This window comes from Bacillus sp. NEB1478, from assembly GCF_031582965.1.
Lineage (GTDB): Bacteria > Bacillota > Bacilli > Bacillales > Fictibacillaceae > Fictibacillus.
In genome coordinates, this window is sequence record NZ_CP134049.1 from 498,823 (window position 1) to 521,973 (window position 23,151).

A 23,151-nucleotide genomic window follows, 5' to 3' on the forward strand; every position below is an offset into this window, starting at 1 on the left:
AAAGCGATTTAATTTTGTATGTAAAACGCGATAAAATTGGCTCTGCAATCGAATCACCCAATTCTTAAGAAGTAAGTTGAAAAAGAACAGTGGTAATCATGGATTACCACTGCCTGTGATCATTAGTTGATTTCTTCGTCCCAGTATCCTGAGATGCTGTAACTGTTAGCTGAGTAGTTATTGTTTTCTGCACCTAATCTAACATCATGCTGATTGGCAGTACTGAAAGCCGTATAATAATGATTTCCAGAACCTTGTGCTACATCATGAGTATCAGATACTTGTGTAGTGCTCTTATCTAACCAAAAAGTAGCGACCGTTCCAGCACCTTCACTAGAATAAGAAAGATTTACTTTCCACTTGTTGCTAGTATCAGATGTTTGGCGATACCTTTCAGCTGAATATGAGTTTCCATATCCAGGCTTCAACGTAAAGCTGTAGGGAACGTTGTCGTTACTTGCAAATGCCATGTTTCCTACTGCAAGTAATGATAACCCCATAACTCCAGCCAAGCCTACGCGGTAAAACTTTTTAACCGTGTTCTTCATCTCTTTTCCTCCTGCTATTTTACAAATTATTACATTTTACTGTAACGATTTTACAATATATGTAAAATTTAAAGAGAACAATAGTTTTAAAGTTCTATTTTTAATATGGGTATATATTCCTAGTGTTAATTATTAATGTTCGAAAGGAAGATCGTCTTCAATAATATAGCTTGGACCATTAGAACTAGCTTCATGGTTTGAGTGATTAAAATCCATTTTATTTTCAAAATAAGTACTTCCTGAAAGTAAACAAATTCCGAGTAACAAATAAATTAAAACCTTTTTCATTTTTTTCTCTCCTTAAGGGTGGTAATAAAATAAACAAAATGAGTTGGTTTTATATTACAATAAAAGGAAAAGTAGTGTATTTTTAGAAAAATGGATTTCTGAGTCTTATGAAGAGAAATTCAAGACTCTTTTAACGAAATGTAGAAAAAATATAATTTTTGTTATATTTTTCGGGGCAGAGGTGAAAATGATGATGATTTTAGATATGGAGAGACTTGGTGAGGAAATCTTTAATCTACGCAAATATTATAAGATGTCCCAAAAAGAACTGGCAGAAGGAATATGCTCACAAGCTGCTATCAGCAAAATAGAGTCTGGGGAATGTTTTCCTGGTATAGATACTTTATATTTAATTTCGATTAAACTTCGAGTGGAGATTACTTACTTTATCTCCTTATTGTTTCAAGAACGTAATGGATATATTTCTACCACGATCGAGTGGATTGAAAAACTGAATACCAATAAAAATTATGAGGAACTGTATGAAATCACGAAGTTTGAACGCTCAAACAACCTAAAATCATACGGCTATCAATATGAACAGTTTATTAATTGGCATTACTATTTAGCTTCCTATTACCTGAAGTTCATGTCTTATGTTGAGGTTACCGATCAATTAAAGGAATTGCTATCCGCTAATAATTTATTGGATCAAGATAACTATCAAGATTTAAAAATACATAATTCAATAGCAGCGATCTATGCGGAAAATAAAGACTACACAAACAGTTATAAATATTATGAGGCGATCTTAAATAAGACAATCTATATCGATTCATTTAAAAAATTCCGCATTAAAGTAATGTATAACCTTTCAAAAGTGTATACTCTGGATCAAAGATATAATGATGCTTTACAAATCATTGATCAAGCCATTGATGATAGCTTAAAGCAGGAAAGCTTTTATGTCCTTGGGCAGCTTTATTATCAAAAAGGTCTTTGCTTTGAAAACTTAAAGGAAAGTTATGACAAGATCTCCCTAAATTATAAAAATGCCATCTTTATTTTCAAACTGCAAAATAAAGATATGTATATGGACCTGATTAAAGAGAAAAAACAGCAGTTTCTTGGTGAAAGAAAAGATGTACTTTCGGCTGGAGAGTAGGGGAGCTTTAAACGGTTGTTTAAAGTTTGTAAGAAGGAAGAGCTGGCTCAGAAGTGTGTTATCGCACATGAGATGAGTCAGCTCTTTTAGTTTTATTCGATCAAAACCGAATGAAAAAATCACTCATCACGTTAGCGATTTTTTTGAATCCTTTTTTATTCGGATGAAGTCCGTCTTTAGTATACGTATCAATGTTGTCCTTTGTAATCCCTGAATTATGGTACAAATCGATTACAGGAAGTTTGTGTTTTTTAGCCGTTTCTTCGATGGTATCACAATATTGCTGGAGCGTGATTCCTTTGTGGTTTTTCATGGTAGGTTCGGGTATGGGGTCACGCATGAAACCCCACCTTTGTGAAGGTAAAACAACCACGATATCAGCTGCAGGATATTTTTCTTTTAAATGACGAAAAATCTGATCAGTTGAACGCTTCGTTACATCTAAGTCTACATTTTGTCCAAAATTATTTGTTCCAGCGAAAAACGTAACGAGTGCAGCTCCATTTTCCCAAGTGTCCATTTCGTTTACTAACATTTCTGTCGTATAGGCGCTTTTGCCAAAATTTTTAATTTTTCCAAAATGAAAGGTTTGATCGACTAAAGGCTGATAACCATTTTGATACGTAATACTGTCTCCGATTGTGACCCATGTCTTGCCCTCGTATTTGTTTTCGTTAGTTGATTCTTTATGTTGTTTTACGTAAATGAGAACAGCTGCAAGGAGAAACAGCAGTGTAGTGATCATAATGATTTTTTTAAAGTTCATGTTCAGCTCCTGATAGTTATGATTTATAGGTTATATACTAACATTCTTGTCCATTTTGCTGGAGTAAAAACAGTGCAACACTTCTTATATCTTTATACTGGGCTGCTTTCTAAAAGATTGTTGTTTTCGAAAAGTCGCTTCATTGATTAGTTGATTGGAGTGCAAGGTGCGTGCCAGCCACCTGAATATACTTCTCGCAAGGCATGCGACGAGGAAGTTCACTTCGAAGTTGTTTTGCATGCAGACGCAGGAGCAAGTACTTCATATGTCTTTCACTAAGGCTCACCTTACCCCTCGAGGAAAGCGAGCATCCTGAAACGGAAATCAACCACTTTTAAGAGCAACAATGGTTAAGCACACATTTTTAATTAGATTGACTAACCATCATTTCATTAACCTACTAGAAAGTTGGGAAACTTTCTAAATTATAGGGCTCTATACGCTTAAAATAACCTGGATTTTCTCAATAACACAGTGGCCGGTTCATAGGAAAAAATGTTTATTCGATATGGTATGATAGGTATTAAGTTGGAATAATTTTCTTATTTTTTTATCTTATTAAGAGGTGACACACGTTATGATCAGAGGGACGAAGATTAAGTATTATCGAAGTGTAAGAAATCTTACTCAAAAGGAACTGGCAGCGGGAATCTGTTCGATTCCTTACTTGAGTAAAGTCGAAAACAGTATCTTAGTACCTTCTGATGAAATCCTTGGGTTGCTTTGTGAACGGTTACAGATCAATTTTAATGAGGTTTCTCCAAAAGAGACCATAGAAAAATTAAAACAAGAGATGCTGGACTGGTACGAAGTTATCAAATTAAGGGACACTATTTCTTCTAACCGTTATTATGATGAACTAAAGGAACCCGCAGAATCTATAGATGATGTTGAGGTATTAGCGTTCTATAAAGTAATGTGCGCCAGACATTTCCTCTTGTTAGAAAAATATGAAGAAGCCGATCACTATTTGAAAATTGCCCATTCTATTATAAGTTATGTTCCTAAAAACATAGGAAACTATTATCTTTACTTTAAAGGTTTATATGAGTATCTGAACGGAAACTTAGAGGATGCGTTAGAATACTATTTATCTATTAAAGGCTATATTGATGAACCGGAGTATTTTTATCAGCTAGGACTGATCTATACCCGGATGAATAAGATCACGTTATCTATTCTACATACGGAAAAAGCTCTTCTGGAGTTCAATAAGCAAATCATGTTTTCTAAAGTTATTGACTGTTACATCTTATTGGGAGTCAATTACAATAGAATACGAGAATTTGAAGAGGCAAAAACGTACCTTCTTAAAGCTTTAAACGCTGCACAAACCATACAGAGTACAGAAGATGTGAGAGATTCGATCCACCATAATCTTGGGTGCGTCTATCAAGGACAAAACGATTCAAAAAAGGCAATCCGCCATTTCTTAAAAGCGATCGAACATAAAAAGAGTTATAAAGGCAGAGAGAATACCATCTATCTGCTTGCGAAAGAGTGGAATGTCTTGGGTCACAAGCAAGAAAGCCTCACTTGGATTGAGATTGGATTAAAATTGTTAGGAAATACCATTACCTCGCATACCTATCTGCTAAAAATCATGAAATTTCATGTAAGAGATCGAATAGATTGTGAAGAATATTTGGAACTGCTGAGGGATGAGGCAGTGCCGTTCTATGAACAAAGAAAAGATTTGTTTAACATGGAACGATGCTATGAGCTTCTGGCTAACTATTATTCTTCACAAAAATTGTATAAGAGTTCAAGGGAATGTCTATTGAAAGCGTATGAATTGAGAAAAGCTCAATAGGGGAGAATGCACGATGTTAAAAAATAAACTATTAATAATGGCACTGTTTTTTATGGTAATATCCACCGTACCATTACTATCTGATGAAGATCTTCCAAAGCCTGTAACACCACCGATCATAAGTGCGGAAATTATCTAATCTATAAAATTTGCCCTTCCTATTAAAGGAGGGGCTTTCCTGTTTTATCTCAAACCTCATCCCTTCAAAGGCCAAAATCCCCATAACCAGTTCTTGCTGGATCAATTGTCACTGCAACTTCACAAACCACCCCTCAAGCCATCCATCCTGTTTTGCTCCTCCACCTAACTCCCTATTCAAAATCCCTGCTTTTTTCCGATAGTTTAAGAGAGTAGATTTTGGTGTGCGGAAAAGACGCAATATTTGTAAACTATATGCACCATTTTGTGGGGGATGAACATGTCAGAGAATCAAACGAGATATTCCCGATTAGCCCATATTACAAAGTTGATCAATACGAAATTGGAATTAGAAGATGTGTTAAAACACGTGGTTTCGGCCATTTCTGAAGAGATCGTTCAGTGTGATTCCATAGGCATCTATTTGCCGCAGGATGATGGAACGTTTAGGGGATTTGTTGGGAAACCGGAAGTAATTAATGGGAATACGTTAACGAACCTTGTCATTGATCCGAATGTGGATTTGTTGGCGAAGGAAGTTTTGGAGAGAAAAGAAGCGATTTATATTCCGGATACGTCAAAGGATGATCGACCGGATCCAAGGCCGATCAGAGCGTTCAGTATCAAGTCGCTCCTCTGTTTGCCGATTTTCAACGGTGATGAGACGTATGGGTTAGTGTTTTTGTTCGATTACGGTATTCCAATGGATTTGTCCGATTCTGAAATCCAGACGGTTCAGGCTTATGTGAACATGGCAGCCGTTGCGATTCGAAACACGAAAAGCCTGCATAGAAAGGAAAGCCTTCTTGCTGAAAAGCAGCTTTTGCTTGATGTGAACCGGGAGCTGTCCGAATGTTCGACGATGCAGGCTGTGCTGGACACATGCTTTTTATATGTCGGAAAGGTGCTCGGCAACACCAATATAGCAGCGCACATCATCGATCCGATCGCGGAACGAAAGCTTCGGCCAGCAAGCCTCAGTAAAGAGAGTGACTGGACGGAAGAGAACTGGAAGAAGAAGCATGGCCAGATCGAGGTCGATTTTAAAAAGGACCTTATGTTTCAGGAAGTCATCATGACGAAAAAAGCGGTTTATATTCCTGATGTGTTCCAGGATCCAAGGCCGAATCATGATGCTTGCCGCAGCTTTGGAATCAAAGGGATGTACACGATGCCGCTCATTGCGATGGGAGAGGTGCTTGGAACTATTCCGGTGGCAAACTTGAAGGATAGCTATCGAAATTATAAGGACGTGGATCTTCAGCTTGCACAGTCGATTGTTGATGCGACCGCATTGGCGCTGTTCAATCTTCTTTTTGTTGAAAAACAGGAGATCATCATTCAAGAACGAACGTCACAGCTGATGCAAAAAAATGAGGCGCTAAACGAAGCAGTCAGTAAGTTGAGCCGGTTGAGCCGTGAAGTCGAACTGATTCTGGATTCTGCTGGTGAAGGAATTTTTGGACTAGATCTGAATGGGAACTTTACGTTCTGTAATCCTGCCGCGGTCAAAATGCTCGGCTATTCAGACAAAGAAGAGCTGATTGGACTGCCTTTTTATGAGATATACCGCTCGATCAAATGCAATGGATTGAATGGAGAATTTATCATTCCCGAAAACTCATTCCTAACGGACAAACATTTTTGCAAGATGGATGGGACGACCATACCCGTCGAATTTGTTACTTCCACGATTAAGGAAGAGGATCATATTGTTGGCTATGTGATCACGTTCAAAGACAATACGATTCGAAAAAAGATGGAAGAAAAAATAAAATATCTTGCGTATTACGACAGTTCCACTAACTTGCCCAACCGAATTTTGTTCAGAGACAAGTTGAATGAAGAGCTGGTTGATGCTGAACAAAACAATGAGCAGCTGGCTGTTATGTTCTTGGACCTTGACCGTTTTAAAACGATCAATGACACGATGGGGCATAGTTTTGGTGATGAACTTCTAAAGAAGGTGGCGGAGCGCCTTGTTTCCTTTATCCCTAAAGCATATACGCTCTCGAGACAGGGTGGAGATGAATTCACCATCATCATGCCGAAGCTAACGAGTGAAGACGCTGTAAAGGAGCTTTCTGAAGAAATATTAGATTCGTTCACGCGTTCTTTTAGCTTGGATGGCAACGAGGTCTTTATTAAGACGAGCATCGGAATCAGCCTATATCCGCGTGATGGCGCAGATTCTGATACGTTAATAAAAAATGCAGATACGGCGATGTACAAAGCGAAAGAATCATCAGGCGGAAATTATTGTTTTTATAAAAATCATATGGATTTCCGTTCGCTCGACGGCATTAAGCTGGAGAGTGACTTGAACAAGGCTTTAGAAAATGATCAGTTTGTCATCTACTATCAGCCTCAAGTGGATTTTGTGAATAAAAAAATCACTGGTGTTGAAGCGTTGATCCGCTGGAACCATCCGGTTAGAGGGATGATTTCACCAGGAGAATTTATTCCGATTGCGGAAGAAACGGGCTTGATCGTACCGATCGGGGAGTGGGTGCTGCGTAATGCTTGTAAGCAGATTAAAGAGTGGCACAATCAAGGACTTCCACCTGTGTATTTATCCGTGAACATGGCGGCACAGCAGTTTACGCAAAAGAAACTTATCCCGATGATTCATGACATCCTTCAGGAAACTGAGCTGTCTCCGGAGTTTCTTGTGCTGGAATTGACGGAAAACGCCATCATTCAAGATACAAAAATGACGTTATGCATCATGCAAAAGTTGAAAGAACTCGGTATTCGAATCGCGATCGACGACTTTGGAACGGGTTATTCATCGCTTGGTTACTTGAAAAACTTCCCGATTGATACGTTAAAAATTGACCAGACGTTCGTGAGGGACATCGTCCAAGATAAAAACAACGCTGCCATTACAAACACGATCATCTCTTTGGCGAAAAACTTGAACTTAAACGTGATCGCAGAAGGTGTAGAAACGAAGGAACAAATTGATTTTCTACTGTCCAGCGAGTGTTCGCACATGCAGGGGTATTATTTCAGTCCGCCTGTAAGTGGAGAAAAGGTTGAGGAATTGTTTTATTCTACGATTAAAAACTAAGGGGCGGTTTAATTGAAAGCAGTAAAATCAGTATTGGACTTTTTTCGAAGTGGCGGAGTAGAGTACATTTTTGGAATTCCTGCCGGTTCCGTGAACGCTTTTTTCGACGAACTATATGAAATGCCCGAAATAAAACCAGTCGTTACAAAACATGAGGGCGCGGCTTCTTACATGGCAGCCACTTATGCGAAGTACTCTAAAAAGCTGGGGGTTTGTATCGCGAGCAGCGGTCCTGGTGGAACGAACCTGATCACAGGCGCAGCAAATGCGATGAGAGAGCATCTTCCCGTTTTATTTTTGACAGGTGCCGTGCCGGTGAATACAGAAGGACTAAACGCTTCACAAGAATTGGACGCTGATCCGATCTTCAAACCTGTCACAAAGTACAGTGTGACCGTGAGAGATTCGAGCCAGCTTTTAGATGAGGTAGCGAAAGCGGTAGAGATCGCCTTATCCGGTGTTCCCGGACCCGTTCATGTTGCAATGCCGATCGATGTGCAGCTGGAGTCGGTGGATGAAGTGGTGTTGCCGGCATTCCCAAAAAGAGAAGTGTTGGTCCCAGAGGCGAGCATCATTCAAGACTCAGCGCGAACCATGATCGAATCAAAGGGCGGCGGTTACGTTTTTATCGGACAAGGGATCAGAGGATCCGTTGAGTTGCTGGTTGAACTGGCGGAGCTATTGGAATGGCCGATCATTTCCACGCCTCAAGCGAAAGGCTTTATTCCGTCAGACCATCCATTAAATGCAGGAGTGTTCGGCTTTGCCGGTCATGAAAGTGCATCAGAACTTGTTAATGATGGGAATGGCAGCACACTTTTAGTGATCGGATCGAGTCTTGGTGAAACGGCAACAAACAACTGGAACGCGAACCTCGCGAAAGACCGTAAAGTGATTCAAATTGACTTTGATGTGACAGTGTTTAACAGAAAGTATAATGTAGATTATCCGATTTTAGGAGATGTGAATGTCAGTTTGGAAATGCTGATTGGCGAACTGCGCCGCTTAGGACTGGAGAGAACATCAGTAGAATGGACTTCTAAAAAAGGCAGTAGAGTGGATGAAGAGTACAATACGCAAAACGTATTGCTGAAATTGCAAGAATACCTTCCGAAAACAAACCGTTATACGATCGACATCGGTGAGTTCATGTCCTACGTGATTCACTACATGAAGGTGTTGGATCCCGATACATTTGATATAAACGTCCACTTTGGCGCGATGGGAAGCGGATTGAGTGCTGCTTTAGGATCTGCGTTTGCTGATCCTGCACGGCCGGTGGCATGTATAACAGGCGATGGCTGCTTCTTCATGCACGGGATGGAAGTGTTGACGGCAAAAGAAAATAACTTGCCAATCCTGTTTGTGGTCATGAACAACGCTCGTTTAGGTATGGTGTATCACGGCCATTCGCTTCAATACAAACGTTCACACCCAAGCTTTGAACAAGAACCGGTGAACATCGCAAAAATGGCAGAAGCATTTGGAATCCCAAGTGCACGAGTTGAGCGACTAGAAGACATTAATTTGGATATGCTGAGTTCATTGCAAAATAATGCGGGACCAGCCGTACTCGAAATCGCGTTGGTGGACAATAACGTACCACCAATGGGCGATCGCGTTAAGTTTTTATCTTCGTTTGGGAAGTAAAAGTGGTAAGGGGAGGCTGAATCAGTGGATTCAGCTTCTTTTTTTGTATTTTGTACGGGTGGAAATGTGGCGATCCCAGACTTTTGGGTCGGAATCGCACACTTTTTTTCGCAATCACAGGAAAACAGATTGGAATCGCGCACTTTTTTTTAACAAACCCACACTTTTTCAGAATATAAGCACGTGCCGCCAAAATTCGACAAACTCGATAAGGAATTTAAACAACTGTTTAACCAGAGGAAATAACTTCATTAACAAAAGGTAAATTAATAAATCCACCGTTAAGTTATCGTTTTGTTATTGTAAAAATGCTATTTTATTCTCTTTCTTTTAGTATGATGAATCATTATGCGAACAAAAAGAGGTTATATATGAAAAACTTTATTCTAGCATGGATTAAAAAGTATTTTCTTGAAATAGGAATCTTTCTTTGTTTCGTTCTCCCGCCAGTCGGTATCACTATTTTATTGTTCACAGGCTGGTATTCGTTGCATCACGTATGTAAAGAAGGCAAAAAGATCACGCTATCGCCGGGCTTATTTTTAATCATTTGCATGTTTGTGTCATCAATAGGTGCTGCGGCAATGATGGATAATTATTCGTTTTTTCTCGTATCCGCGCTGCTCCTGGCCTACTTTGGGTTATACGTAAGGATTAAGAATGAAGGCGTTCAAAAAATATTTTCTGCATTTAAGTGGATCACGATATTTGGTGGTCTGTACTTTTATAGTTTATACCCATTTCAGCAGACTATCATGAATCATAAGGTGATGAGCTACTTTACAGGAACAGCTTTATTGGGTGTTTCTAATGTGCATGACTATCAAAGGCTGATTGGGGCAGGCTACAATCCTAACTTTTCAGTGGCTGTGCTGCTTTTCGGTTTATCCTTTCTTCTTTCTGATTGTGTGAAGAACTTGAGGAAAGCGGCTTATTATAAACTTGGGGTTAAGATTGCAATCGTAGGGCTGTTCATCCATGCCATCATTTTAACCGGCTCAAAGGCTGGATTTGCCAGTATGTTCGTTATTTTCCTGCTATTTATTTTCAGATTCAATAAATTATGGGCTATGTTACTTGCGTTTATGATGGGCTTGAATATGCAGCTTATCTTAAACTGGATGCCAAGGAGCGAGCAGCTTTTCGAATCCGCAGGTCTGCGAAAAGAAATATGGAAACATTCTTTTTATATTTGGCAAAAACATTCCTTGTTTGGGACGACGCCTTTAGGCTTTAAAAAGGAATACTATCATTATTTTTACGAAAAAATACCGCATGCTCACAACATTCTGCTCGGCATCTTTACCGAATATGGCGCGCTTGGAGGAATTGCTTTTCTTATCGTCGTCGTTATCAATGGCTACAAAGTGTTCTCTCTCTATTTCTCGAAGCAGGAGAATAAGGTGTATTTGGATGTGTTTCTGTTTTCCTTGCCGGTCATTATTCTTACGGGTGTATTCGACTATGTCCTCTACTCACCACAGGTCGCATTGATGGCGATCATCTTAATGGCTTGCTGGGATAAGTACACGGAAAGACTGACTCTGCTGAATCCGAGAATGGTAGATGCTCTTAAACAGCAGATAAGTACACTATTTAAAACCTCAAAAAATAAAAGTCATTCAAAATTATAAGCAATAAAAAAAGACATGAGCGCCCTCTTGTCTTTTTCTCTTTTATTATGTAGGATATGTTGGCTCGTCATTCTTGCTTCCCATCCATTATTAGCCACAGATCTGTAATACCAAAAATGAGTGCAGGAAGTCCGCAAATTAGAGCGGTTCCAATATCTCCTTCTAATAAAGCACCGAAAAGAGCACCAAAGAATACATGGATGATCACATAGAGGACATTGCTTACTTTTCCTTTATAGTCTTGACTTTTATATATAAATTCTAAAGTTGATGAAACAATATTGCCATATGTTAAAACAATAATACCTATAACAAGGTTGTAAAAAAAGATTGCTTGGAAAATCGACTTTATTAATTTTGTCAAATCATGAACGGACTCCACTTGAGCCCAAAGGAGTAGAACTGCAATGATAAATGATGAAAGGAAAGAAGAAAGAAAAGAGGCAAATAATTTTCTTTTTAAATAGAATTTATACAAATAAAACGCTCCTAGTCAAATAAACCTATTAGTGCAAATATGATAATATTATTAATTATTATAACAAATTTTTACAAGCAGAAAATTAATTGTTAACAATTGCATACAAAAGAATAGTCACCACAAGGCCCAGAATATGACGATACATTTTCAAATGGTGGCCAAGTCTCGTTAGTCCAAATCACCTTTATTTGTAGGCAATATAAAGGTAATTTGGTTGACAGTAACGAGGAATCATTACAGAATAAGTTTTTCCCGCTTGAAAAGTTACCAGAAAATATTTTTACTGAACATCAGATGCTTGTTGATGAATTATGGCGATTATTAGTTAATTTTTTAGGTAAATCAAACAAATGGATTAAAAAGTTTCCTATATGAAAGGAAACTATTAAATCTGCTAGTTTTAGTGAAGAGGGATTGCTTCTTTATATAGATTTTTTATGATAGCAATGGAGCTCAATTATAATTTTTTGAATATTCAAAAATAATAGTTGAAAACGCTTTCGTTATCGCTTATCCTTTAAATATAAAATCCTAAACGTTTCGGAGGAGCGACCAATTGGCTACGATAAAGGACATAGCAAGAGAAGTGGGGCTTTCTGTAACCACAGTATCCAGAGCATTAAATGATTATTATGATGTTAGTCCTAAGACTAAAAAAAGAGTAAAAGAAGTAGCTGAAGCGTTGAATTACAGTCCTAATCACATTGCGAGAAGCTTAGTTATGAAGAAAACGAAAACAATTGGTCTACTTGTGTCCGATTTAATGCGTGAAGGGGTTAAAGATAACTTTACGTTTGAAGTACTAACTGGAATTAACAAGTGTGCCGGTGATTTGGGATATGATTTAGTTTTATTCAGTACAAGTTCAGATAAGCAAAAAGAAAAAACATACACTCAGCTTTGTCGTGAAAGAAGGGTTGATGGAGTAATCATTTCTGGTATTAAGACAAACGATCGCTATTTAACAGAAGTAGTTACAAGCGATATTCCGTGCGTATTGATTGATATACCAGTCAATTCAAATTCGGTCGGTTTCGTTACAACAGACAATGTATTAGGTGCTATGAAAGCTGTGCAACACTTGATTGAGCTTGGACATACGAAAATCGCATTTATGAACGGGCATAATTTTGCTTATGTGAGCAAAAAGAGGTTAGAAGGTTATTTATCCGCATTTGAAAAATCAGAACTTCCGATACATAAAGAATGGATCGTAAATGGGTCCTTTTTAGACAGTACCGCTGAAAAAGTTGCTTATGAACTGCTTCAGAACAACCCTGAAATCACAGCCATTTTTTGCGCGAGTGACCTGATGGCTCTTGGCGTAATAAAAGCAGCGGCCAAGTTGAATATCAAGGTTCCTGAAGATTTATCGATCGTCGGTTATGATGACATCTTATTAGCATCATATGTGACTCCTTCACTCACCACCATCTCACAAGACAAGTACCAAATGGGCTATCAGGCCGCAGAACTTTTAATCAGTATGTTAAAAGACAACACGACTCCTCATCAAAGACTATTAAACACACATCTTATCATTAGAGAATCTACCTCACTTAATAACAAACAATAATTCATTATTAAAAATCCGAAACGTTAAAGATTACTTTGTTTGTCAAACAAAACCGAAACGTTTTGATTCATGCGTTTACCAGTCAACAATTCAGATTTAATAGTGGTTGTTTGTGACAGTACTCGACCGCAAGTCTGTGAACTGTTACTTCAATATAAAAATTTTATTTGGGGGGTAAGAACGATGAAAAAAGGACGACTGCTATTAGCACTATCTTTATCTTTTGGTCTAATGCTAACAGGCTGCAGCAGCGATAGCTCTTCTGATGGTAACGGAAAAGATGGAGATAAAGTAACATTGCGTGTTGGAACATGGGAAGGTGGAGACGGTCAAGCCATGCAGCAAAAAATTGCTGACGCATACATGGCTAAGCATCCAGATGTGAAAATCGTTATTGAATCGGTTCCAGATCAATATGGAACAAAGCTGCTCACTCAAATTGCTGCTGGGGATGCTCCTGATATTTTCCAAATCGGGGACGGGGACATTCGAACGTTTATGGAAAAAGGTGCTTTAGAAGAACTTACCCCATTTGTAGATGGTAAAAGCGGAATTAAAGAAGAAGATTATTATGAAAACGTCTTAAATGTAGGAAAGATTGACGATAAACTCTACACGATGCCGAAAGACTATTCAACACTTGCTGTCTTTTATAACAAAGCTTTGTTCGACAAAGCTGGTGTAGATTATCCAAAAGCTGGCTGGACATGGGATGATTTTTATGAAATCTCGAAGAAACTAACGAAAAAGGATAATGGGAAAATTGTTCAATGGGGAGTGAGATTGGGCGGGGCTGAACAGCGCTTCCTTTCACCGCTTCTTTATAGCTATGGTGGCAGTGTAATCAGTGAGGATGGAACGGAAATTGACGGCTATTTTAACAGTGATGGATCTAAAAAAGCTCTCAATTTATACCATGACATGTATTTTAAAGATAAGGTCGCTCCTTCAACATCAGATACGGAAGCATTTAAGGGTGTAGATTTATTTAGTGCCGGTAAAGTCGCAATGAACCTAATGGGACGTTGGCCGGTTAATGATTACAAAGCAAATCCAGATCTAAAGTTTGGAACAGTTGAGGTTCCACAAGGTCCAAATGGTAAAGTAAACAGTATTTTCTACGCAGGTTATGGCTTGTATTCGAAGTCAAAACATAAAGATGCTGCATGGGATTATCTGAAATACTTGACGGGTAAAGAAGGGGCAGCTGTATTCGCCGATCATGCATTCACAGCAGTTAAATCAGTTGCAGAAGAAAAAGGGCAAACAGATGATCCCGTGTTGAAGCCATTTGTAGATGGGATTGAGGATGTTCAAATTTTCCCTGAATTGATCAGCCCTTATTATGCTTCATCTGGTGCAAGGGATGTCTACATGAAATTCATGGAGCAGTTTATGACAGGGAAAAAGATGGATGTAGATAAAGAACTGGATAAAGCTGCTAAAGAGTCAGATGAGCTTCTCAAAAAAGCAGCGAAGTAAAATTTTGATGTTTTAGAAGCGAGAAGGTCGAGAGAATGAAGTTTTGAGGAGTTGAATGCAGTACTCCTGCACGAGCACCGAAAAAACAAAAGTAATTGCCGAAGAGATTCGATGCTAAGTAACATCAATAATTAGGAAAAATAAGGTGGGCATATGCTCACCTTATTGCAGATAAGAGGTGAGTACATGCAAAACAATACGGCTCCAGCTGCAGCAAGGACCAGCGTACCTGTAAAGATAAAGAAAAAAAGAATGACGGCTGCTAGAAAAGAAGAGTTAACCTTTTATGCTTTGATTTCTCCGTGGATTCTTGGCTTTATCTTTTTTATTTTAGGACCAATGATCGCTTCTTTATATATCAGTTTTACAGATTGGGATTTGTTAACTTCAGCATCATGGGTAGGATTTGAAAATTATATAAAGGCTTTTTCTGGAGATGCATTGTTTTGGCAGGCTTTAAAAGTAACGATGGTTTATTCCATCTTCTCCGTACCGCTTGGTTTAATTGTTTCCCTAGGGATAGCTATGCTCCTTAATCAGGCTGTGAAGGGCATGTCGATCTTTAGAACAATCTATTATTTACCGGCAGTCGTAAGTGGTGTTGCCGTAATGGTCTTATGGATGTATATCTTCAATCCTCAAATCGGGCTCTTGAATACCATACTTGGCTATTTTGGCATACAAGGTCCTGGATGGATATTCGATCCGAAATGGGCGTTGTTTTCCATCATCATCATGAGTCTATGGGGGGCAGGCGGAGGCATTATCATTTGGCTTGCTGGATTGAATGGGATTCCGAATTATCTGTATGAAGCCGCTGATCTAGACGGTGCGAGCAGGATACAGAAGTTTCGGCACATCACCGTTCCCATGCTGACGCCTACCATTTTCTTTAACTTGATTACAGGCATAATTGGGGCGCTTCAAACCTTTGGTCAGGCGTATGTCATGACTAAGGGAGGACCGATGAATTCTACTTTATTCTTTAACTATTACTTGTTCAAAAAAGCGTTTGAAGAGTTTGATATGGGCTATGCTTCGGCACTAGCTTGGATTCTGTTTATTATTATTTTCATTTTTACCCTCCTTGTTTTTAAATCGTCAGCTTTGTGGGTCCATTATGAGGGAGAAAGGAAGTAAAAACATGTCAGTGATGGAAAGGGAAAAAATCACAAACAAAAAAAGGATGAAGCCGTCAAAAATCATGTGGCAGGTAATTGTTTATCTGATTTTGATAGCAGGTGCAATCGTTATGCTTATCCCTTTTTTCTGGATGCTGTCCACCTCTTTAAAAGAATCGTTCCAAGTTTTTTCATTTCCTCCGAAATGGATACCCGATCCAATCAAATGGGATAACTATGTTTTAACCTTCAATTCTCTGCCGTTCGGCAAGTGGCTTGTAAACACGGTTGTTATCACAGCATCAACGATTGTTGGCACACTGCTCTCATGCTCGATTGTGGCGTATGGGTTTGCTAGGTTCCGAGCTCGAGGCAGGAATATACTATTTCTTGTGATGCTTGCCACGATGATGCTTCCTTCAGCGGTAACGATGATTCCCGTATTTTATTTATTTAAGAGCCTGGGATGGATCAATACCTTTTATCCATTGATCGTTCCTGCGTTCTTTGGTAACGCCTTCTTTATTTTTCTTCTTCGCCAATTTTATATGTCGATTCCGACCGAGCTTGAGGATGCAGCAAAAATCGATGGTCTAGGCACAGTCGGTATTCTTTGGAGAATTATTATTCCGCTTACTATGCCTGCATTAACTACAGTTGCCATCTTTCAGTTTAACGGAGCATGGAACGATTTTATGGGTCCGTTGCTCTACTTAAGTAAACCGGATCTCTATACGTTAGCGCTAGGAATCAATTTCTTTAAAAGCCAGAACGATGTTCAGTGGAATTATTTGATGGCTGCTTCCTTAGTGACGATGCTGCCGTCTCTGATCTTGTTCTTTGTAGGCCAAAAATACTTTATTGAAGGTATATCTTTATCAGGCGGGATAAAAGGTTGATGAAGGAGGAGAGCTTTATGAACATTCAGCAGAAAAAAGAGTTAGAAATAACGGGTGTTGATCAATTTAAAGAAAGCAAGACCGATCGCTTACAAGATTTATTTATAACCGCAGGTGATCGAAGTTCCGTAATTGGATCTCAGAACGGGCTATTCCCTGATTTCGGTCATCATGTCAAAGATGAGATGGGTGGTGTATGGGCACATCCTATTAAACTGTTAGATGGCTATTGGCTGCATGTAAAAGAAGAGGGTGATGAACAGGGGTTTTGGCTAAAGGAAGCAGATCGATTTCATAATTATCCCTTTTACAACGAGCACGATTATTCATTGAATGATCGTCATTTAGAGATTGTACGTCGTCAGTTCTGTCCCGATGGTATAGAAGGGGTGGTCGTGTCCTACTTTGTAAAAAATATTGGTGATAGCGATCGTCAGTTTGATTTTTCATTTTTAGGGAGAACAGAATTAAGTCCGGTCTGGTTTTCAGAGACTCTGGGCATTGAAGATGCTCCAGATGAAGGCAAATTGGATGAAGACGAAGGTATATTTATTGGCAATGATACGAAAAATGCTTGGTACGTCGTGTTTGGCGGGGATCAGTCTTTTGAAAAAGGTATCGTTGACCGTACACTCTTCGGACCTGAAAAGACGGCAGGACAAGGCGTATCCGGATTGCTATCCTATCAAACTATCTCGATCAAAAAGGGAGAAACTACGGAACTTAATTTCTTTATCGCGGGTTCAAATGAATCATTAGAAAGTGCATTGGAATCTTTCTCTACCTTAAAAGAAAATAGAAAAACTCTTTTTGAATCGAAGAAACAACGGTATAACGAAATTCTCCGGACAACGAATATCAATATTCCTGATAAACACCTTGAAAAAGTATTCAATTGGAACAAATTCCATATGGATTGGCTCACGATGGAAGTTCCAGCGATCGGGCGTGGTCTTGCTGCAGGACACCCAGAGTATTCATGGTGGTTTGGCTGCGATAACAGCTATGCTCTTCAAGGAAACCTGCCGATCGGGAACCTGGATTTGGCTAAAGATACGATTAACCTCATTCATGAGGTTTCTGAAGCAACTAACGGAAACGGCCGCATCATCCATGAGGTTTCTACTTATGGCGCTGTCTCGAATAATGGGAACACTCAGGAAACGCCGCATTTTATCAAGTGTGTGTGGGATATCTTTTTATGGACGGGAGATCTGCCGTTTTTAGAAAACATATACCCGACAGTAAAAAAAGGTATTCATTGGCTGCTTGAAGAAATGGACCCTGATCGTGACCTGCTTCCGGAGGGATATGGCATTATTGAGATCGAAGGCCTTAATGTTGAATTGATAGATTCGGCTGTTTATACATATGAGGCATTGCGTGTAGGAGCATTGATGGCTGAAATATTTCAGGAAGACAAGGTCGCTGGAGAATATGATGCACTTGCAAAAAAACTAAAGGAAGTCATCAATAATCAACTATGGATTGAAGATGAACAATTGTATGCAGACGCGATGGCAACACCAGAAATGGTCTTAGGAAGAATCGATTTATATATTGAACGGGCCAGAAGAGACGGAGCGGAAAAAGCAGCGGTTGATATGGAATTGATGAAAGAAAAGATGTCCAAGCTGGACCAAAGTGTTCAACAGCCTTGGCTATTCAAGAACTGGGTAATCAACACCCCGATGGAAACGGGCCTTGCTCCCGTGGATAAAGCAATCCCAGCATTAAACAGAATGGGTACTGATGAATTTACCGGAGAATGGGGGACGTATTTATCCGGAATGTACCAGACGTCAATGATGACCATTTCAACAGGTGTCCAGGCAGTAGCAGAATGCCGGTATGATCGCAGTGATGAAGCGCTAAGGTATGTTAACCTGATCGCAAGCACATTCAATAAAAGACTTCCAGGGTCGATCTATGAAATGTCTCCGGATTATGGCTGTTTCGTTCAAGCTTGGACCGCATATGGTTTAGTCACACCATTAATTAGTTATTTCTTTGGGATCCAGCCAAGGGCTTATTGGAAAGAAGTAACAGTAAGACCGAGACTTCCAAAAAGTTGGAATCAAGCTGAAGTTGAAAACGTGCAGATTGGAACGGGTGAACGATCAAACGAAGTAAATGTATCTATTTTATTAGGTGATACAGAGGATATATATGAAATCTCTCTACAAGAGGGCGGGTGGAAGGTGAATGTGGATCTGAAGCTGGAGCCTCTGGCTAAAGTTTTTGTAGATGATGAGGAAGTAGAAATTGCTTTAGGTTTAATTGAGATAAACGATGCAACAAGCCACACCATTCGTGTATGTAAATAAAACAACTGAACTTACTTAAACGGACACACAGGAGGAAAGCTCAATGGAGGGAACACGGTATATAGGAAAGATTTATAGTTTATGTGAATGGATTACACGTCTCGCCTATTTAAATATTCTATGGATTCTTTTTACGTTTGCCGGATTGATTCTCTTTGGGCTTGTACCAGCAACAACCGCTATGTTTGCAGTGACTAGAAAATGGGTGCTGGGGAACAGCGATATTAAGATTTTTACAACCTTTTGGGAGATTTACCGAAAAGAATTTATTAAGGTGCTCCCATTTGGCCTGGTGCTCATTTTGATAGGGTTTGTTTTTTGGATCGATTACCAATTTTATATTCAAGGTAATGTGGATATTGTTCTTCCTGTTAAATTTCTAGTAGCTGCTTTATTTATTCTGTACGTTTTGTTCCTTTTCTTTATTTTTCCGGTATACGTGCATTATCAGTTCAAGCCGTTACAGTATATGAAAAATGTTTTGATGATTGTTTTGTCCTATCCGTTGGAATGTATTCTCATGATATGCGGAAGTCTATTCATGTTTTTGTTTGTGATTAATTTTTCAGGACTTTCTCTCTTTTTAAGCGGAAGTCCTCTAGCATTTTGGCTTACTTTAATCAGTCACCATGTATTTTCAAAAATGGAACAAAAAATTAAACATTCAGGAGTAGATCAGATATGAATAAGAAATTAAGAGTAGGCATCATAGGCTGTGGAGGAATTGCAAACGGAAAACATATGCCTTCACTTAAAAAGCTGGATACTGTAGAAATGGTCGCATTTTGTGATGTTGTAGAAGAGCGTGCGATTAAGGCAAAAGAGGAGTTTGGAGGAGAAGAATCAATTGTCTATCAAGACTACCAAGAGTTATTGAACGATCCTTCCATTGATGTCGTACATGTGTGTACCCCGAATGATTCTCATGCTGAAATCACGGTTGCAGCTCTAGAATCAGGAAAACACGTTATGTGTGAAAAACCTATGGCAAAAACTACAGAAGAAGCAGAACGAATGCTTGAAGCAGCAAAACGATCGGGAAAGAAATTAACGATCGGTTACCAAAACCGTTATCGACCAGATAGTCAATATTTACAAAAATATTGTGAAGAAGGCGGACTTGGTGAAGTCTATTTTGCAAAAGCGCAAGCCATTAGACGTCGTGCCGTCCCAACTTGGGGTGTTTTTCTCGACGAAGAGAAACAAGGCGGTGGACCTCTTATCGACATAGGTACCCATGCTCTCGACTTGACTTTATGGATGATGAACAATTATAAGCCTAAGGCAGTATTGGGTTCGAGCTTTCACAAACTGGGTCAGAAAAAAGATGCTGCAAACGCATGGGGTTCATGGAATCCAGAGGAATTCACAGTGGAAGACTCTGCATTCGGATTTATCACCATGGAAAATGGAGCAACCATTATTCTAGAATCCAGCTGGGCGTTGAACACCCTCCAAATCGGTGAAGCAAGATGTGTGCTATCAGGGACAGAAGGCGGAGCAGATATGGAAGATGGCCTTAGACTGAACGGTGAAAAATTTGGAAAACTGCATACTCAGCATGTGGATTTATCTTCAACAGGCGTTGCGTTTTATGAAGGAAAAGCGGAAAATGATTCAGATTTGGAAGCAAGACTATGGATTGAATGCATATTGAACGACACCGAGCCAGTAGTGAAACCAGAGGAAGCACTGGTTGTTACGCAAATCCTTGAAGCCATCTATGAATCTTCCAGAACAGGGAAAGCTGTGTATTTTTAATATTCTTCAGGAGGATTAATTTATGAAGGTGGGTATCATTAATTACGACCGTCACACATCACATCCATACAAAAACAAAAAAAGGAGCTTTCGATCTCACAATAGTGCGAGATCGAAAGCTCCATTGCTTATTTGTATTTACTTTTTATAAAATTAAGCGAATAAAAGTTGTTTCATCAATTTTTCTGAAAAAATATGCGGTTTATATCTTAAATCTAACTTGATATCAAAGGAGTATATTAAAAACTGTGTGATTTCTTATGTGAAAAACACTGGTTTTGGTTCTATGAGCAAAACATGTATTCTATGGGCAAAATTAAAAAATTTATGAGCAAAGTTAAAAATCTTTGAGTAAAAACAAAATTTCTAAGAGCAAAAAGACATTTATATGAGCAATCGTGTAAAAATTAAAAGATCAATACTGTAAATCAGACAAAATGTTAACTTATAGCCCCATGTGGAAGCATTGCATGAACGCCTTGCACACCGTTTACAATCTGGGTAATCCTTAAATCTACTACCAGACTAGCTAGAGCAAGAGCTTCTTTGCGTTCATATCCGTACAATTCCTTCATAAGGTCTAACATACCTTCTAATGCGATAACCGTTGCTTCGTTCAAATCTTCATGAAAACCCATGGTGATCCAAGCTGTTGGTGTTTTTGCCCGCGGCATCTTGAGATGAAGATCTTCTCGAACGGATAATGTAAGGTCCACCAAGTCCATGGGGCATTCTAAAGCTGGGCACCCTACTTCTCCATCACCTTGTACAGCATGTCCATCTCCAACTGAAAAAAGTCCACCAGCTACTGGAATAGGAAGATACAGTGTACTCCCCACAGTTAACTCTTTACAATCTATGTTTCCTCCACAGAAACGCGGGGGATATGTAGGATGTATACCAGGTTCGTCAGGAGGCATGCCCATGATCCCCATGAACGGACTTAATGCCACTTTATGCCCTTTGTCACTGGTTCCAATCATCTTCTCTCTATCTAATTTCCAATTGAGATGATACTCTTCGCCTTCTGCAATCCCAAGGTTCTTATTGACGGCATGAGGGAAACCGCCTGCACTGTTCCAGCCCCAAGTCCCTGTTTTGATCTCGTTGATTGTTATCTCTAGTGTCATACCAGGTTTTGCTCCTCGAATTTCGATAGGTCCACATAATGCATGTCCGCTATCACGGGAGCGATCTCTTGGTTCAAACTTTTTCCGGGTCTTATTAATTGAAAAAGCCTCTAGACCCCATCCGGCATCAAGTGTACTGAAACGGACAGTGTCCCCAGAGTCAATTGAGAATACAGGTTCAAATTCACGGGAGAAAGATCCATGTAAGCTTCTTCTCTCAGGGTGGATATCATATATAGTCATCGCACAACCTCCTAAAAATTACACCTTCTTCACTAGTATAATTGAAAAAAGTGGAAGCATAATTTCGGGAGTATGAATGTTTTGAAAACATTTCCATTCAAGTAGAAGGTTATAAAAGACCTTATATAAGACCTCTTCTAAACAAAGTGTTAGAATAGGTTTATTATTCTATTAGGTGGTGTTCCTTTGAAAAAAATCAGATTAGGTACAAGTGATTTGCAAGCAGGTGAAATTTCACTCGGCTGCATGCGTATGGCTGATCTTTCTAAACAAGATGCAAGACACGTAATTGAAAATGCTATGGAACTTGGAGTAAACTTGTTCGATCACGCTGACATTTATGGCGGCGGAAAATCAGAGGAAGTTTTTGCAGACGCGATCGATATGAATCCTTCTGTTCGTGAAAAAATGCTGATTCAAACAAAATGCGGAATTCGTAAAGGTTTCTTTGATTTTTCAAAAGAGCATATTCTTAGTTCGGTTGATGAGAGTCTCGAACGACTAAAAACCGATTACATTGATATTTTCCTTCTTCACCGTCCAGATACTTTGATGAATCCTGAAGAAGTGGCAGAAGCTTTCACAAGGTTGAAGGAAAACGGGAAGGTCCGCTATTTTGGTGTAAGTAACCAAAACCCGATGCAAATTGAACTACTAAAGAAGTATATGAAGGAAGATTTGATCATCAATCAGCTGCAATTCAGTCTTATGCACACGCCATTGGTTGATGCTGGTCTCAATGTGAATATGCAGCACGATCCGTCGATTGTTCGAGACAGCAGTGTACTCGAATATAGCCGCTTAAATGATATGACGATCCAGGCTTGGTCTCCTTTCCAATATGGAATGATCAATGGCCCGTTTATTGGCAACAATGAGAAATTCCCAGAAGTGAACGCGAAGCTTCAGGAAATGGCAGAAAAGAAAGGTGTCACGGATTCTGCGATTGCAATCGCTTGGATTTTGCGCCACCCTGCAAAGTTCCAGCCGGTTGTCGGAACGATGAATCCTGGTCGATTGAGTGATATTGCGCAAGCATCTCACGTTGAAATAACAAGAGAAGAATGGTATGAGCTATACCGTTCAGCGGGAAATACACTGCCATAAGAAAAAGCG

At 39.3% G+C, this 23,151-nt stretch carries 18 protein-coding genes; 13 read left to right on the forward strand and 5 right to left on the reverse strand.

Going from position 1 to position 23,151, the window contains the following annotated elements; genetic code table 11:
• Nucleotides 1-122 precede the first annotated feature (122 nt).
• Nucleotides 123-548, reverse strand: a complete 426-nt coding sequence (locus RGB74_RS02420) for a DUF2712 domain-containing protein (RefSeq protein ID WP_310761401.1) — start codon at nucleotides 546-548, stop codon at nucleotides 123-125.
• A 132-nt stretch (nucleotides 549-680) separates the two neighbouring features.
• A complete protein-coding gene (locus RGB74_RS02425; RefSeq protein ID WP_310761402.1) occupies nucleotides 681-836 on the reverse strand; it encodes a hypothetical protein in 156 nt (51 codons plus the stop codon).
• A gap of 190 nt (nucleotides 837-1,026) precedes the next feature.
• Between RGB74_RS02425 and RGB74_RS02430 the strand changes: the two genes are divergently transcribed.
• Nucleotides 1,027-1,941 (forward strand): helix-turn-helix domain-containing protein, encoded by a 915-nt coding sequence (locus tag RGB74_RS02430; protein WP_310761403.1) that lies wholly within the window; start codon nucleotides 1,027-1,029, stop codon nucleotides 1,939-1,941.
• 100 nt (nucleotides 1,942-2,041) lie between these two features.
• On the opposite strand, the gene RGB74_RS02435 is transcribed toward RGB74_RS02430, so the two are convergent.
• Complete coding sequence (locus tag RGB74_RS02435) at nucleotides 2,042-2,707, reverse strand: SGNH/GDSL hydrolase family protein (RefSeq protein ID WP_310761404.1); 666 nt, start codon at nucleotides 2,705-2,707, stop codon at nucleotides 2,042-2,044.
• Between the two features lie 577 nt (nucleotides 2,708-3,284).
• Between RGB74_RS02435 and RGB74_RS02440 the strand changes: the two genes are divergently transcribed.
• The 4 genes from RGB74_RS02440 (at nucleotide 3,285) to RGB74_RS02455 (ending at nucleotide 11,015) form a co-directional block, all read left to right on the forward strand.
• Entirely contained in the window at nucleotides 3,285-4,520 is a 1,236-nt protein-coding gene (locus tag RGB74_RS02440) for a tetratricopeptide repeat protein (protein ID WP_310761405.1), read from the forward strand.
• A gap of 418 nt (nucleotides 4,521-4,938) precedes the next feature.
• Entirely contained in the window at nucleotides 4,939-7,731 is a 2,793-nt protein-coding gene (locus tag RGB74_RS02445; RefSeq protein WP_310761406.1) for a sensor domain-containing phosphodiesterase, read from the forward strand.
• Between the two features lie 12 nt (nucleotides 7,732-7,743).
• On the forward strand, nucleotides 7,744-9,381 hold the full coding sequence (locus tag RGB74_RS02450; RefSeq protein ID WP_310761407.1) for a thiamine pyrophosphate-binding protein: 1,638 nt from the start codon (nucleotides 7,744-7,746) through the stop codon (nucleotides 9,379-9,381).
• Between the two features lie 371 nt (nucleotides 9,382-9,752).
• Nucleotides 9,753-11,015, forward strand: a complete 1,263-nt coding sequence (locus RGB74_RS02455) for an O-antigen ligase family protein (RefSeq protein WP_310761408.1) — start codon at nucleotides 9,753-9,755, stop codon at nucleotides 11,013-11,015.
• 67 nt (nucleotides 11,016-11,082) lie between these two features.
• On the opposite strand, the gene RGB74_RS02460 is transcribed toward RGB74_RS02455, so the two are convergent.
• Nucleotides 11,083-11,493 carry a hypothetical protein gene (locus tag RGB74_RS02460; protein ID WP_310761409.1) on the reverse strand — a complete coding sequence of 137 codons (411 nt, stop codon included), beginning with the start codon at nucleotides 11,491-11,493 and terminating at the stop codon, nucleotides 11,083-11,085.
• 559 nt (nucleotides 11,494-12,052) lie between these two features.
• Here RGB74_RS02460 and RGB74_RS02465 point away from each other — a divergent pair.
• The 7 genes from RGB74_RS02465 to RGB74_RS02495 all read left to right on the forward strand — a co-directional run bounded on the left by RGB74_RS02465 (nucleotide 12,053) and on the right by RGB74_RS02495 (nucleotide 20,662).
• Nucleotides 12,053-13,072 carry a LacI family DNA-binding transcriptional regulator gene (locus RGB74_RS02465; protein WP_310761410.1) on the forward strand — a complete coding sequence of 340 codons (1,020 nt, stop codon included), beginning with the start codon at nucleotides 12,053-12,055 and terminating at the stop codon, nucleotides 13,070-13,072.
• A gap of 183 nt (nucleotides 13,073-13,255) precedes the next feature.
• Nucleotides 13,256-14,554, forward strand: coding sequence for an ABC transporter substrate-binding protein (locus tag RGB74_RS02470; RefSeq protein ID WP_310761411.1), 1,299 nt, complete (start codon nucleotides 13,256-13,258; stop codon nucleotides 14,552-14,554).
• 186 nt (nucleotides 14,555-14,740) lie between these two features.
• A complete protein-coding gene (locus RGB74_RS02475) occupies nucleotides 14,741-15,694 on the forward strand; it encodes a carbohydrate ABC transporter permease (protein ID WP_310761412.1) in 954 nt (317 codons plus the stop codon).
• Nucleotides 15,695-15,698: 4 nt separating this feature from the next.
• The gene (locus RGB74_RS02480) at nucleotides 15,699-16,574 is read left to right on the forward strand and encodes a carbohydrate ABC transporter permease (protein WP_310761413.1); all 876 of its coding nucleotides are present in this window, start codon (nucleotides 15,699-15,701) and stop codon (nucleotides 16,572-16,574) included.
• Nucleotides 16,575-16,591: 17 nt separating this feature from the next.
• A complete protein-coding gene (locus RGB74_RS02485) occupies nucleotides 16,592-18,901 on the forward strand; it encodes an alpha-L-rhamnosidase-related protein (RefSeq protein ID WP_310761414.1) in 2,310 nt (769 codons plus the stop codon).
• 43 nt (nucleotides 18,902-18,944) lie between these two features.
• On the forward strand, nucleotides 18,945-19,586 hold the full coding sequence (locus RGB74_RS02490; protein WP_310761415.1) for a YesL family protein: 642 nt from the start codon (nucleotides 18,945-18,947) through the stop codon (nucleotides 19,584-19,586).
• A complete protein-coding gene (locus tag RGB74_RS02495; RefSeq protein ID WP_310761416.1) occupies nucleotides 19,583-20,662 on the forward strand; it encodes a Gfo/Idh/MocA family protein in 1,080 nt (359 codons plus the stop codon). Before RGB74_RS02490 ends, RGB74_RS02495 begins: the two co-directional genes overlap by 4 nt.
• 440 nt (nucleotides 20,663-21,102) lie before the next feature.
• On the opposite strand, the gene RGB74_RS02500 is transcribed toward RGB74_RS02495, so the two are convergent.
• Nucleotides 21,103-22,035 carry an acetamidase/formamidase family protein gene (locus RGB74_RS02500; RefSeq protein WP_310761417.1) on the reverse strand — a complete coding sequence of 311 codons (933 nt, stop codon included), beginning with the start codon at nucleotides 22,033-22,035 and terminating at the stop codon, nucleotides 21,103-21,105.
• A 186-nt stretch (nucleotides 22,036-22,221) separates the two neighbouring features.
• On the opposite strand from RGB74_RS02500, the gene RGB74_RS02505 reads away from it, so the two are divergent.
• Nucleotides 22,222-23,142, forward strand: coding sequence for an aldo/keto reductase (locus RGB74_RS02505; protein ID WP_310761418.1), 921 nt, complete (start codon nucleotides 22,222-22,224; stop codon nucleotides 23,140-23,142).
• The last annotated feature ends 9 nt before the right edge of the window (nucleotides 23,143-23,151 follow it).